At 51.3% G+C, this 13,402-nt stretch carries 11 protein-coding genes; 1 reads left to right on the forward strand and 10 read right to left on the reverse strand.

What is annotated here, in order from left to right:
* Positions 1 to 5: 5 nt before the first annotated feature.
* Positions 6 to 761, reverse strand: a complete 756-nt coding sequence (phnE, locus tag DEALDRAFT_RS06835) for a phosphonate ABC transporter, permease protein PhnE (RefSeq protein WP_008516096.1) — start codon at positions 759 to 761, stop codon at positions 6 to 8.
* Complete coding sequence (phnD, locus tag DEALDRAFT_RS06840; RefSeq protein ID WP_008516098.1) at positions 748 to 1,623, reverse strand: phosphate/phosphite/phosphonate ABC transporter substrate-binding protein; 876 nt, start codon at positions 1,621 to 1,623, stop codon at positions 748 to 750. The genes phnE and phnD overlap by 14 nt, the downstream gene beginning before the upstream one ends.
* 290 nt (positions 1,624 to 1,913) lie before the next feature.
* On the opposite strand from phnD, the gene DEALDRAFT_RS06845 reads away from it, so the two are divergent.
* Positions 1,914 to 3,068, forward strand: coding sequence for an N-acetylmuramoyl-L-alanine amidase (locus DEALDRAFT_RS06845; RefSeq protein ID WP_008516100.1), 1,155 nt, complete (start codon positions 1,914 to 1,916; stop codon positions 3,066 to 3,068).
* 84 nt (positions 3,069 to 3,152) lie between these two features.
* Here DEALDRAFT_RS06845 and DEALDRAFT_RS06850 read toward each other — a convergent pair whose 3' ends face one another.
* From DEALDRAFT_RS06850 to DEALDRAFT_RS06885, 8 genes are all read right to left on the reverse strand, one after another.
* Entirely contained in the window at positions 3,153 to 3,908 is a 756-nt protein-coding gene (locus DEALDRAFT_RS06850; RefSeq protein ID WP_008516102.1) for a transposase, read from the reverse strand.
* A 215-nt stretch (positions 3,909 to 4,123) separates the two neighbouring features.
* Positions 4,124 to 4,576 (reverse strand): D-aminoacyl-tRNA deacylase, encoded by a 453-nt coding sequence (dtd, locus tag DEALDRAFT_RS06855; RefSeq protein ID WP_008516104.1) that lies wholly within the window; start codon positions 4,574 to 4,576, stop codon positions 4,124 to 4,126.
* 216 nt (positions 4,577 to 4,792) lie between these two features.
* On the reverse strand, positions 4,793 to 6,958 hold the full coding sequence (locus DEALDRAFT_RS06860; RefSeq protein ID WP_008516106.1) for a RelA/SpoT family protein: 2,166 nt from the start codon (positions 6,956 to 6,958) through the stop codon (positions 4,793 to 4,795).
* On the reverse strand, positions 6,955 to 9,321 hold the full coding sequence (gene recJ, locus DEALDRAFT_RS06865) for a single-stranded-DNA-specific exonuclease RecJ (RefSeq protein WP_008516108.1): 2,367 nt from the start codon (positions 9,319 to 9,321) through the stop codon (positions 6,955 to 6,957). Before recJ ends, DEALDRAFT_RS06860 begins: the two co-directional genes overlap by 4 nt.
* The gene (locus DEALDRAFT_RS06870) at positions 9,311 to 9,751 is read right to left on the reverse strand and encodes a LapA family protein (RefSeq protein ID WP_008516111.1); all 441 of its coding nucleotides are present in this window, start codon (positions 9,749 to 9,751) and stop codon (positions 9,311 to 9,313) included. Before DEALDRAFT_RS06870 ends, recJ begins: the two co-directional genes overlap by 11 nt.
* A gap of 38 nt (positions 9,752 to 9,789) precedes the next feature.
* Positions 9,790 to 10,716 (reverse strand): cation diffusion facilitator family transporter, encoded by a 927-nt coding sequence (locus DEALDRAFT_RS06875; RefSeq protein ID WP_008516113.1) that lies wholly within the window; start codon positions 10,714 to 10,716, stop codon positions 9,790 to 9,792.
* Positions 10,717 to 10,773: 57 nt separating this feature from the next.
* Positions 10,774 to 12,906 carry a protein translocase subunit SecDF gene (locus DEALDRAFT_RS06880; RefSeq protein WP_008516114.1) on the reverse strand — a complete coding sequence of 711 codons (2,133 nt, stop codon included), beginning with the start codon at positions 12,904 to 12,906 and terminating at the stop codon, positions 10,774 to 10,776.
* Between the two features lie 118 nt (positions 12,907 to 13,024).
* On the reverse strand, positions 13,025 to 13,396 hold the full coding sequence (locus DEALDRAFT_RS06885) for a hypothetical protein (RefSeq protein ID WP_008516116.1): 372 nt from the start codon (positions 13,394 to 13,396) through the stop codon (positions 13,025 to 13,027).
* Positions 13,397 to 13,402: the final 6 nt, after the last annotated feature.

The following is a 13,402-nucleotide window of genomic DNA, read 5'->3' on the forward strand; positions in this document are numbered from 1 at the left end:
ATCACCTATATTACACGGGAGCGCACAAAGGCTCCCAGATAATCAATCAAAACCACCAGTGCCATAATGGCCAGCACATCCACAAACACCTTTTCATACTGAAACATACGGAAGTGAATAAACAGCTGCTGGCCGATGCCGCCGGCACCCACAAAACCCAAAACCAGCACTGAACGCACACTTACCTCCATACGGTAAAAGGCATGGGACAATACATTGGGCAAAATCTGCGGTAAAATTCCGTGGGTTGCCACCAGTATCCCCGGCGCACCCGATGCCGCCACCGCCTCCTGCGGCCCGCGCTCCGCCGCTTCCACCAGCTCGGCGATAAGTTTGCCCAAAACTCCCAGATTATGCAGGGTAATGGCCAGCACACCGGCCATGGCCCCCAGACTTACGGTGGGCACAAAAATCAGCGCAAAAACAATCTCCGGCACGGCTCTGATAAAACTTAGCACGCTGCGAACGCCGTTATAGACAACCCCGTTCGGCGCCGTATTCCATGCCGCCAGGAAGCTCAGGGGCAGGGCCAGGATTAGCGCCAGCAAAGTACCCAGGTAGGCAATTTGCAGAGTTTCTGCAATGGCAGAAACCGCAGGTCTCAGCACCGACCAATCCGGCGGCCAGGATCGGGCCAGAAAATCCAGGGAATTGCGAAAATCCAAAAATAGCAGCAGATTAAACCCGGTTCCCACCGCACTCCACACGGCAATGATTACCGCCAGCAAAAGCAGGGCGGTATTTTTATTAAATCCGCCCATCGGCCTCAGCCGCTTCTCTGATGGGCAAGTAGTCGGCGTCTTCAGCAATGGTAAAACCGGAAGCAGCAAAGGCATCCAAAATTACCGGATCATCAATGCTTAAAAAGGCCTCCTGCAGCGCCGTTATCGTCTCTTGGGGAGTGCCGCTTTTTACTGCCCATGGATACTGAAACAATTCCTCCGACTGCCAGATTACCTTAATCTTATCTGCATCCGCCTTGCCGTTTCGCACCAGCATATCATAAATCGCACTGTCAATGGCACCGGCATCCACATTCCCCTGCTCCACCGCTGCCGCAGTTACATCATGGGAGCCGGAATATTGTACATCCTTAAAGTCATGGTCATTGGGGCCACGAAAAACGCCTTTTTCTTTTAGCATTAATGCCGGCACCAAAGATCCGGAGGTGGAGTTTGGATCAGCAAAGGCAAAGGTAATATCCTGGGATTTTGCCAGCATTTCCTCAATATTGTCAAACGGCGCATCCAACGGAGCGATGATATAGGAATAATACCATGGCTCTCCATCCACCAACTGGGTAATAATGGCCTGCGCCCCACTTTGCTTATTTACAATCACATATGTAAGCGGACCGTAATAAGCCATGTCAATCTGGCCGTAATTCATGGCCTCCACCACACCGTTATAATCGGCGTATACACTCACATCAACCGGTCTGTCCAGTTCACGCTCCAAAACAGCAGCCAAGCGGGTAACCGCCTCCTGCATTTCGCCTTGGTTCAAAGAAGGGATAATACCAATCACAAAATCCTCTTCCCCTTCTTGGCCGCTACCGAAGCAGCCTGTCAAAAAAACCATTACAACCACAATAAATAAAGTTAATAGTCCCCTCTTTTTCATATTGCCGGTAACCTCCCTTAAAAAACAACAGAATAAATTTATTATAAGGCTGCTTACACCTTCCCCGCCAATAGCAATCACCAATAACCCGCACTCGCCTTATTTGTAAACCCTATAGCTATACTATGCTTACAAAAAAGGAGCCTCTGCAAAAAGCCGACTCTGTCCAGACCATAACAGGAAATTGGCAAACATTACAGCTAGAAGTAAGTTGTTAAGGAATGTTAAGATGTTAACATAATATCTTAACATGTTGCCTCTACATAGGTGACCGACAAAGGGAGAGTATTATGAAAAAACAAAGACTATTCAGACCTATTCTTTTTGTAATTATAGCTTTGTTTCTGGGGACAAGCCTGGCATTTGGAATCGCTGCCAATGGCACAAATGATGAAATAAATAATGATTTGAGCGATGTTGCTACTTATTCCGCAGAGGAAGCACCGGCAGTTTTGCAAGAGGAAAACTCCCGGGAAGATACCGACAGCAAAGGTGACGATTTAGAAGAAGAAGAAACTGAATCCCAGGAATCAGTTGATGAAGCTGAGGAAACCAGTGAAGAAGAGGAACAAGAAAAGCAGAAAGCTGAAAAAACAGTAGAAGCAAAAGAAGCAGAAAAAGCCAAAGAAACCATTGCCCCTGCTCCGGAACCGGCATCACAGGAGGTTCCCGAATCAGAGCAGATGGCCCGTGTTACAGCCAGCGGACTAAACGTACGTCCCGATCCGTCAACTGATAATGAACGCATAGATGTCCTGGCCCAGGGCCAAACAGTGGAAGTGCTGGCCAAACAAAATGATTGGCTGCAGGTAAGCCTCCCTGACGGCCGCGCCGGCTGGATTGCCGCCGCTTATGTAACAACCTTTTCCCGCAATGCTGCAAACGGCAATGGGTCCCTGGCTGGCAGAATAATTGCCATCGACCCGGGCCACGGAGGAACTGATCCCGGAGCTGTGGGTGTATCAGGACTACCTGAAAAAGATGTGGTACTAGACGTATCTCTGCGAGTAGCCGACAAGCTGCGTGCCGAAGGTGCCCAGGTAATTATGACCCGTGACACCGATGTATTTATTCCTTTGTCCCAACGGGTAAACATCGCCCAAAATGCGGGCGCTGAGGTCTTTGTAAGTGTTCATGCCAACGCCCATCCCAATCCCGCAACCGGGGGTACAGAAACATACTATTTCCGCAACAAAGCCTCAGCAAGTGCCTCTTTCAACCTGGCATCTTACCTGCAAAATGAATTGGTGCGAGGACTCGGGCTGCGTGATATCGGTGTAAAACACGGTAACTTCCTGGTAATACGGCAGACATCCATGCCCTCCGCCCTGGTGGAGTTGGGCTTCCTCTCCAACAGCCACGAAGAATCCCTGATGCGCACCAGCGAATTCCGCCAAAACTCCGCCGACGCCATAGTCCGCGGCCTAAAAAACTACTTCAACTAACCAAATATAAAAAAGCAGGCATCCAATTGCCTGCTTTTTCCATTTGTGGACAGAGGGACAGGTTTATCTGTCCACAAATGTGCTCTATATTTTACTTAACAAACTTTTTGAGAGTCCGGTTACTCTTGCAAGTTGCCGCAAAGGTACGTCAACTACAGCTTTGATTCTTTTAATAGTGGCATTCCTTTGGCACTTATCCATTTTTTTAATTTCACGTGCGCATACACCAATTATCCCTTCGATGATCTCTTTTACTTCATCGTCCGAAATTGAAGGCTTATCTTCATACTCCAGACATTCATCTTCGTTAGGTGTATTTACATATTCTTTAAATGATTCAAAAGAGTTATAGCCAGACTCTGCAAACAGGTTTAACGAATAGCTTCCTGTTAAAGTAGAGGCCCTCACATATTCGTTGTAGCTACTCCAACGGTATTCTGACACAAGTTTCACCATGCCTGCTTTTACAGGATTACGTAGGATATAGCGAAATACCGTGAGAAAATAGCGATTACTCTCTACAGGTTCGCTTCTGAATCTTTCCTGAAACAAATGCCCAATTCTCCCGTGCCTTTTGTTAAAATAGAGCACATAACTGCCACATATTCTTTTTATTATTGTTGCCAGCGGCTCGTCATTAACCTTAAGCAAAATATGGATATGGTTGTCCATGAGACAATAACAAAGAATTTCACACCCACTAACCTTCTCGATATACTTTAAAATCTTCAGAAATTGTCGCCTATCTTCATCATCAATAAATACAGCCTCACGATTTACTCCACGCAAGATGATGTGATAAAGTCCAGTTGAGCTCAATTTACGTGCTGTTCTGGGCATTTAACCACCTCACATTTCTACCGGATTAAAAAGTGGACAATTAAACCTGTCCCTCTGTCCACGGCAGTAATGCTATATCTTGCTGTCGTCCTACTCTTTTCAGCACCACCTTAACACGAACGTGTGTTCCTGTCAAGACCCAACTCTTGATTTCATTCCCATTAATAAAGAGTACGTTCACGTTACGGTGTGTTCGTACTCTTCTCAAATTACCATTATTTTAATCGTTGTTCGCTGTCGATGATGATAGTCACGGGACCATGGTTTGTGAGGCTGACGTCCATCATGGCGCCAAAGCGACCGGTAGCCACCGTGATGCCTCGCACACGCAATTCCTCGCAGAACTTCTCATACAACTGCTGGGCCAAATCAGGGGCAGCCGCGCCCGAGAAGCCGGGACGCCGCCCTTTGCGCGTATCAGCATAAAGAGTAAATTGGGATACTACCAGCGCTTCGCCGGCAATATCCAGCAGAGAGAGGTTCATTTTGCCTGCATCATCTTCAAAGATTCTTAAATTAACCGTCTTCTCTGCAAGATATGCGATATCATCTTCGTTGTCTTCCGGGCTCACCCCCAGCAGGATCAGAAACCCTCTGTTGATTTTCCCGGTTATCTCACCGTCTACATCTACTCTGGCGGAAGAAACTCGCTGGATTACAACTCGCACTTATTTGGCCTCCTCTGGCTTCCATTGTTGCCTATAGAGCATTTGAAGCAAACAGCAATTGGATGGTGGCTAAAAAACATTTAAGGACACAAGCTATCGTGGAAACTGGGGGAAATGACCTCCCTCTGTCTCAAATGGCGAGAATAGATGGGACAAATTGACCTGTCCCCTTTGTCTCGAAAACGTGGACAAAAAAACCTGTCCCTCTGTCCACGGTTAGCCGCTGAGGCGGTGGACGCGGTAGACGTCTTTGACGCGATTGATGCGGCTGATGACGTTGTCCAGGTGGTGGCGGTCGGCAACGGTGACCGTCATGTGGATTTGTGACATGCGGTCTTTGGTGCTGCGGCCGTTTAGGGCGGTGATGTTTACTTTACATTCGGAGACGGCGTTGACCACATCCATGAGGATCTGGGGCCGGTCCATGGCGGTGACTTCAATATCCACAGGATAAGCGCCTTCGGGCTGTTCCTCCCAGTGGGCTTCTAAGTGGTGCGGTTTGTTCTCACCCCGCACCGATACGTTGGGACAATCGCTGCGGTGCACAGAAACGCCGCGCCCGCGGGTAACCACACCCACAATTTTATCGCCGGGCACCGGTGTACAGCATTTGGCAAAACGGATTAACAGATTATCAATGCCGGCAATGCTCACACCTTTGCCGGTTTTCTTTGCTCCGGGCTTCTGCGGTTTAAACTCCCGCACCTGCTCCGGTTCATCACCGGTGCCGTATTTTTTCCGGTACTCATCTTTGAGCCGGCTTACCGCCTGCTGCTGCGTTATCCCGCCCAGACCGATGGCCACATAAAAATCCTCTTCATTTTGGATGTTAAACTTTCTGGCAGCTTCCTGCAGCAAAGAGGTTTTCAGATATTGCTGTGGATCCAGTTCCTGCTTACGCAGCTCCTTTTCCAGCAGTTCTTTACCCTTGCTCAGGTTTTCATCCCGCCGCTCCTTTTTAAACCAGGTACGAATCTTGGCTCTGGCACCGGAGCTTTTCACCATCTTGAGCCAGTCCCGGCTGGGCGAGCCCTGCTTGGCGGTCATAACCTCCACTATATCGCCGGTTTTTAACTCATAATCAAGGGGTACCAACCGGCCGTTTACCCTGGCGCCGATGCAGCGGTGTCCGATGTCGGTATGAATTTTATAGGCAAAGTCCAGCGGGATGGACCCTGCCGGCAGGTCAATTACATCCCCTTTGGGGGTAAAAACAAATACTTCATCGGCAAACAAATCCAGTTTGACGTTTTCCATAAACTCGGAAGCATCCTTGGAATCCTGCTGCAGCTCCATTATCTGGCGCAGCCAGGTGAGCTTATTGTCGATGGAGTCATCATCCCGGATATCGCCTTCTTTGTATCGCCAGTGGGCCGCAATCCCGAATTCCGCCGTCCGGTGCATTTCCCAGGTGCGGATCTGCACTTCCAAAAGCTCATTTTTGCCCACCATCACCAGCGTGTGCAGCGACTGATACATGTTAGGTTTGGGCATGGCAATATAGTCTTTAAAGCGGCCGGGAATGGGCTTCCATAAAGTATGAACAATTCCCAGCGCACCGTAACAGTCCTTTAGTGAATCCACAATAATGCGGATAGCCGTCAGGTCATAGATTTCATGAAACTCTTTGCCCTGCTCCTTCATCTTCTGCGAAATACTGTACAAGTGTTTGGGGCGGCCGGAAATGTGCGCTTGAATCCCCACATCCTCCAGCTTGGGCTCCAGCGTGTCCATAATCTGCCCGATAAACTGCTCCCGCTCCTGGCGCTTTTTAGCCAGTTTATCCACCAGGGCATAGTAGCGATCCCGCTCCAGGAAACGAAACGCCAGGTCTTCCAGCTCCCACTTTATCTTGTAAATCCCCAACCGGTGGGCAAGCGGCGCATAGATCTCCAGGGTCTCCCGGGAGATGGCCTGCTGCTTAATGGAAGTCAGGTATTTCAGCGTCCGCATGTTATGGGTGCGGTCAGCCAGCTTAATTAAAAGTACCCGGATGTCTTTGGCCATGGCGATAAACATTTTGCGCAGGTTTTCTGCCTGATGCTCTTCCTTGGATTTATACTCCAGCTTGGACAGTTTGGTCACACCGTCCACCAGCATGGCAATCTCCTCGCCGAATTTTTCCTCAATATCTTCCAGGGTAACCTCGGTATCCTCCACCACATCATGGAGCAGTCCGGCCACAATGGTATCCATATCCATTTCCAGCTCCGCCAGAATATGAGACACCCCTAAAGGATGGGTAATATAGAGCTCGCCGGAAAAGCGCTTCTGACCCTGATGCGCTTCAACGGCAAACTTATAGGCTTCATTTAGCCGGCTCCAGTCCGGTTCCACCGGGTAATATAATTTAATTTTTTCTTTTAATTCTGCAAGACTCATGGTAAGTTTTCCCCTTCCGGGACAATCATGTCGGTGTCTTGTGTCAGGTGTCGTGCCAGATCCTTGGCAGGCGCTTCCCACCACAGGGCCTGAAACTTTCTAAATGCCGCCAGCGCCTCACAGCACTGACAAAAGGTCTCCGATTTCTCCAGATTGGCAAGCTGCAACCTTTGTTCCTGCCGTTTTTGGCCGGCCAACTCCGCAAACACAGTACGGGCCTGATTCACTAAGTATTGGGTTACAGGAAAAGATAACTCCTTGCGGGCCAGCTCCGGTGTCAGTGGGTCCTTGCTTTGTTCCAGGCAGGCTGCCAACTGCTGCAGCGTTTTCTCACTGGGAATGGTGGCGGCAAAAATACGCTCGTTTAAGTGCAGCTCCTCACTGCCATAACAGAGGCAGATCTCCGGTTCGCCGCTAAACTTTATTGTTCCCAAAAGCCGGCCCACCGCATTTTGGTCAAATGGCAAATGATAAAACACCAGCATATCACAGCTTACATGCTCTGCATTTCGCCCCAACTGGGTCACCTCAACCCGGCTGCCAAGCCTGGCCTCCAGGCTTTCCTTGGCCGCTTTGGTATTTACCCAAATCAAAAGCTTATGCTGCCCGGCAAGATTCTCCAGATACTTATCATTTCCGGCCACCCTTCGCCGGTCAATTATTTTCAATCCGGCGGCAGCCTGTGCCTGGCGCACATCACGCACATGCAAAGACAGGCTGGTACGGCCCTGCCAGGTGTTGGTGGTGGGAAACACCACCGCATCCACCTGCATTCCCCGGGCAATATCCGCCTCACCACCGCCAAAACAGATGCCGGCGTAAACCGGTCCCCCGTTTTTAAGCTTCATCTGCAGGTGTTTGCCGTTATTGCCGACCCGTCGCGCGGCAGCTACTTCCACATCCCGTACCAGAAACAGCGGTTCCGGGTTCCCCTGGCCAAAAGGCTCCAGGGCCGCCAACTCTTCCACCAACTCTAAAGACAGCTCAGCCAGCACCGCTTCCGCCGCCACCTGCTGCCGCTGCTCTTCCTTTGTCTTTTGGGTGGCCACCGCACGGCAAAAAGCTTCCCTGAACGCTTCCAGGCACTGGGTGTCCACCGTCAGCCCCGCCGCTTCCGGATGGCCGCCAAAGCGGGCCAGATGCTCGGTGCAGGCCTGCAGGGCATCCACCACATCACAGCCGGGTACAGAACGAATAGAGCCGTTACCCTGGGTGCCATCCACCGCCACCAGAGCCGATGGCTTGGCAAATTCGGAAGCCAATCGTCCGGCCACAATTCCCACCACGCCGGGATGCCAGGTATCACGCCACAAAACCAGGGCCGGCTTGTCGGCCTGCGCTGCCGCCAACTCCCTGGCCTCCGCCAGAATATCTTTTTCCACCTGCTGTCGCTGGCGGTTTTTCTCATCCAATTCATGAGCCAGGGCCTCGGCGTCGGCCTCGTCGGCCAACAGCGTCTCCACCGCCGGAGCCGCATCACCCAACCGGCCCGGCGCATTTAGCCTGGGAGCCAGCACAAACGCCACTTGGGTAGCAGAAAGTTTCTGCTCTCCCACGTTACCCACCCGGGCCAGGGCAGCTAAACCGGGCCGGGGCCTCTCCGAGAGTTTCTCCAGCCCGTACTTAACCAGTATACGGTTTTCCCCCAATAACGGTACCACATCGGCGATGGAGCCCACCGCCACCAAATCCAGATATTCGGCGGTTTCGGCAAAGGGCACTCCCAAAAGGCTGTGCAGCGCCCGGGCCAGATTCCAGGCTACCCCCACACCGGCCAGATTTCTCTCTGAATAGCCACATTCTTCCTGCTTGGGGTTTAATACGGCAAAGGCATTGCGCTGGCCGTCAAAGCATTCATGGTGGTCGGTGACAATTAAATCCAGGCCCAGCTCTTTTGCCAACTCCATCTCGGCAAAGGAGTTAATACCGCAGTCCACCGTCACCGCCAGCTTCCCGCCCCTGCCGGCAAACTCTTCCAGAACGCTGCCGTGCAGCCCGTATCCGTCACCCAAACGGCTTGGGATATAGTATTCCACCGAAACCTCTAATTTCTGCAGCACCGCCATTAAAAGCGCCGTGGATGTCACCCCATCAGCGTCATAATCTCCATAAATTAAAACCGGTTCCCGTTCTCTGACGGCCAGCGCCAGCCTCTCGGCGGCCTTGGCCATGCCCGCCATCTTAAACGGGTCCCCCAGATCGGATAAGCTGCCGGCCAAAAAAAGGCGCGCCGCCTCCGTGGTGGTCACGCCCCGCTGCGTCAGGCATGCCGCCGTCAGCCGGTGCAGCCCCAACGCTTCAGCCAGTTGCTGTACCGCCGGATTTTTCTCCGGTACGGTCCACGGCCATACTTTAGTTGTCATCCTTTTTTTCTTCCTCCACAATCTCCTGCTGGTCAGTGGCTTCAGCGGCCACTTCTTGTTGTGCCGCCTCCTCCTCACATTCTGCCAGCTCTATTTCCTTTTGCCGCAAAATTTCCTCACACTCAGCGTTAACATAGGAAAGATCGTCGGTCAAAGCTTTCTTCTGCTCCTGCAGCTGTGCCACTTCCTTGGCCAGCCGCTCCACTCTGTTTTGATAATCCCAGAAGGCAAAACCGGTGCGAATTTTAGTAACCAAACCAAACATCCCCACCGCCAAGGCGCCCGCCAGGGCAGAGCCCAGCACCACAATGGCTACGCTGGCGTAAACCTGTCCAAAAAAGTAATTTACAATAATGGTTTCCGTATTTAACATGGCAAAAAACGCAATTATCACGCCAAACACCAGGCCCACAATCACACCTAACTGCATCGCTATCCCCTCCGGTTTTAACCTTTCTCACAAATTCGTCAAACCCGGTCAAAATCCCTCTTTTCCTCACAAGCACGGCAGGGATTAACATGAATGAGGACGTTGGTGATTTCCTCTTGCTTTGCCAAAAGTTCCTGCTTTACCCGTCGAGCCACATCATGGCCTTCCCGCACAGAAATATCCCCGTCCACACCAATTTCCAAATCCACAAACTTATGGGGCCCGGCGGCGCGCACCCGGATTCCGTGCACCTCTAAAACGCCGTCCACTGCCAGAATCAGTTTTTCCAGCCCGGCGATAAACTCCGGGTCCTCCTGGGCATCCATCAGTTCACTGGCCGCTTCTATGGCAATATGCCATCCCATCCGCACGATAAACACCGACACAATAATCCCCGCCACCGGATCCAGATAGGCCAGCTGCGGCAAGCCATAGGCAGCACCCAACAGCGCCCCGCCAATTCCCAACAGTGCCGCCACAGAAGAGAGCGCATCGGTGCGGTGCTCAAAGGCGTTGGCCACCAGTGCTTTGCAGTTGGTCTCCCGGCCAATCCGGATGGTGTAGCGAAACAGTGTTTCCTTAACCACAATGGATATCAGGGCGGCATACAGGGCCATCTGCCCCGGCACCGGTAAATCGGCCTGAAACAGCGCCTGCAGGGAAAAGTAGCCGATATTTAGACCGGCCAGAATAACTATAATGGAGACAATTTTACTGGCTATGGATTCGGCCTTGCCATGCCCGTAAGGATGCTCATCATCCGCCGGCTTGCTGGCCACCCGAATACCCACATAAACCACACCGGAAGCCACAATATCGGCAAAGGAATGAAGTGCATCGGCCATCATGGCAAAACTGCCGGACATTATACCGGCGCCGGCCTTAAGCACGGCCAAAAACAGATTGACTATTATGCCTGCTCTGGCCCCGGACAGGCTGTTTTCAACGCGGTCGTGGGAAACCATTATCTCACCCCTAATAATCATTTTCAATATGTAAAGGAAAAGCCTAAAGCGGATGCTTTAGGCTGTTTTGGTACGAGTATTTTTCCCTGCTTCCGCCTCTTTCCAGGAAAGCCAGACCGGGCTGGCAATGAAGATGGAGGAATAGGTGCCGGCAAACACACCTACCAGCAAAGCGCTGATAAAGGCCTGCAGTGTTACGCCACCAAAAATGTACATGGTCAGCAGTACAAGCAGGGTGGTCAGCGAGGTAATAATGGAACGGCGCAGGGAAGAGCGGATGCTCATGTTCACCACTTCCGTCAGCTTGTCTTTATGACGGTTTTTCAGGTTTTCCCGGACCCGGTCAAAGATTACGATGGTATCGTTAATGGAATAACCGAGAATAAAGAGGATAGCCGCAATAAAGGGCCCGTTTACTTCTACCCTGAACACCGAGAAGAAAGCCAGCACAATCAGGGCATCGTGAAGCAGTGCCACAATGGCAGATAAAGCAAAGCGATACTCAAAGCGCAGTGTAATATAGGCAATCATGGCAATGCTGGCCAACAAAAGGGCAATCAGTGCCTGGCGGGTCAACTCGCCGCCCACCACAGCGCCTACACTTTCCACACTATAGTCATCTGTTGTAATGTTATATTGTTCCTGAAAAGCAGCTAACACCGCATCTTGCTCTTCAGGGGTCAGCTCATGGGCCTTAATCAGAAGCTCCTGGGCCTGACCTTCACCCAGTCCAGTGGCACCCACCTGCTGCAGCGTGGCACCTTCCAGACCCAGCGGCTCCAAGACTTCCCGGGCCTCTTCCAGGGTAAAGTCCTGGCCAATATTTAAGTGAATATTTGTCCCGCCGGTAAAATCAATACCGAAATTCATCCCGGCAGTACCCATGGAAGCAATCCCGACAATGATCAGTACCGCAGACAGAATAAAAGCAATTTTACGCATCCCCACAAAGTTTACGCCTCCGGCCAAAACACCTGCATCTTTAGCCGCATCGTTTTGCGGAGTCCTGAGGATTTCCGCCTTGTTAAACGAACGCAGCAGGTAGCGTGTGAGGAAAATGGCCGTTACCATGCTGGCCAGAATACCGATGCTCAGCGTTACGGCAAAGCCGCGCACCGGCCCGGTGGCAAAGTAGAAAAGGATAGCCGCCGCAATCAGCGTGGTTACGTTGGCATCCAAAATAGCGCTAAAGGCATGGTCAAAACCGGCTTCAATGGAAGTACGCATGGTGCGCCCGGTTTTAATCTCTTCCTTAATCCGTTCAAAAATAATAACATTGGCATCCACCGCCATACCCACCGACAAAATCAAACCGGCAATGCCAAACAAAGTCATGGTGGCATTAATGGCTGTCAAAAGCGAGAACACCAGTGCCAGGTAGGTAATCAGACTCACAGAGGCAATGATGCCAAACACGCGATAGTAAACAAGCATAAATACCAATACCAGAATCAACCCGGCAACACCGGCCTGCACGCTGCGATTCAGGGAATCCTGACCCAAAGTGGGGCCAACGGCACGGGTCTCCAACTCCACCAACTCCACCGGCAGTGCACCGGAGCGCAGCATCAGCGCCAGGTTGCTGGCCTCTTCTACATTCTCCTGATTGGTAATAATGGCATTACCGTCAGTAATAATGGTCCTTACCTCAGGGTTGGAGATCACTTCATCATCCAACTGAATATAGATGATTTGACCCAAATATTTTTCCGTAGCTTCGGCAAACTTCCGGGTACCTTCCGGGCTAAACTCCAGGGAAACTGCGGGCCGGTTACGCTCATCAAAGGTAACACCGGCATTACGCAGGTCGCCTCCGGTGAGAATAGTCTCACCATCGGGGCCCACAAAGGTTAACATGGCAGTACGCCCGATTACTTCCCGGGCAGCCTGCTGGTCTTCAATCCCGGCCAATTCAACACGAATCCGGTCGTCACCTTCCCGCTGGATTACCGGCTCAGCCACACCCAAACCGTCAATCCGGTTACGGATAACGCTAATGGCCCGGTCAATCCGGTCGGTGCCCACCGCACCCGTATCATCGGCTTCCACCGCCTGATACAACACATAAACGCCGCCACGCAGGTCCAGGCCAAGGTTCATATTATTTACAGCCTGGTTTACTGCCAGTCCGCTGGCGGCCAACAGTAAGACAACAACAACAACCAAAGTAAGGAGACGGTTGTTTTTCATCCGGTACCCTCCCTTAATAAGCAAAAGTAGAAAAAAAATAAGACATAAAACAAAAATAGGGCGCTTGTCCAGATCGCACCGGCGAGACTGGAACAGTCCCCTAAGTTATTATAAACGCTCACTGGGAGCTTGTCAATTTGTGTTTTTCATTCACAATCTCCACAACCGCCTGTAAAACCTCGCTTTTTGTCATTTCATCGGTGGCCAGAAACAGGTGGCAATTCGCCCGCGCATGGGCCAGGCGCTCCCACTGATCGTCCAGGCGCTGCTGGGTCCAATAAATCTCCCGCCTTTTTTTGGCAGTCTCCAGCGTACAGGAGAGGCACACCAAAAAGTCGGGATTTTTTCTCTGCCATAGCTTTTGCGCCGTGGAATGCTCCTGAGCAATATTGACGGCTCGATACCCAAGCTCATTAAGCCCTTTAACCAGCGTAGTCTTACCAGAGGCACAGTTTCCCACCACTCCAATGATTCCCTCATATTTGCTCAAAAACTT

It is taken from the genome of Dethiobacter alkaliphilus AHT 1, assembly GCF_000174415.1.
In the GTDB taxonomy this organism is placed as follows: Bacteria; Bacillota; Dethiobacteria; order Dethiobacterales; family Dethiobacteraceae; genus Dethiobacter; species Dethiobacter alkaliphilus.

Excerpts from the sequence above, each read along its gene's own strand:
- phnE (WP_008516096.1), bottom strand. The coding sequence starts at position 761 with ATGGGCGGATTTAATAAAAATACCGCCCTGCTTTTGCTGGCGGTAATC.
- phnD (WP_008516098.1), bottom strand. The coding sequence starts at position 1,623 with ATGAAAAAGAGGGGACTATTAACTTTATTTATTGTGGTTGTAATGGTT.
- DEALDRAFT_RS06845 (WP_008516100.1), top strand. The coding sequence starts at position 1,914 with ATGAAAAAACAAAGACTATTCAGACCTATTCTTTTTGTAATTATAGCT.
- DEALDRAFT_RS06850 (WP_008516102.1), bottom strand. The coding sequence starts at position 3,908 with ATGCCCAGAACAGCACGTAAATTGAGCTCAACTGGACTTTATCACATC.
- DEALDRAFT_RS06860 (WP_008516106.1), bottom strand. The coding sequence starts at position 6,958 with ATGAGTCTTGCAGAATTAAAAGAAAAAATTAAATTATATTACCCGGTG.
- recJ (WP_008516108.1), bottom strand. The coding sequence starts at position 9,321 with ATGACAACTAAAGTATGGCCGTGGACCGTACCGGAGAAAAATCCGGCG.
- DEALDRAFT_RS06870 (WP_008516111.1), bottom strand. The coding sequence starts at position 9,751 with ATGCAGTTAGGTGTGATTGTGGGCCTGGTGTTTGGCGTGATAATTGCG.
- DEALDRAFT_RS06875 (WP_008516113.1), bottom strand. The coding sequence starts at position 10,716 with ATGGTTTCCCACGACCGCGTTGAAAACAGCCTGTCCGGGGCCAGAGCA.
- DEALDRAFT_RS06880 (WP_008516114.1), bottom strand. The coding sequence starts at position 12,906 with ATGAAAAACAACCGTCTCCTTACTTTGGTTGTTGTTGTTGTCTTACTG.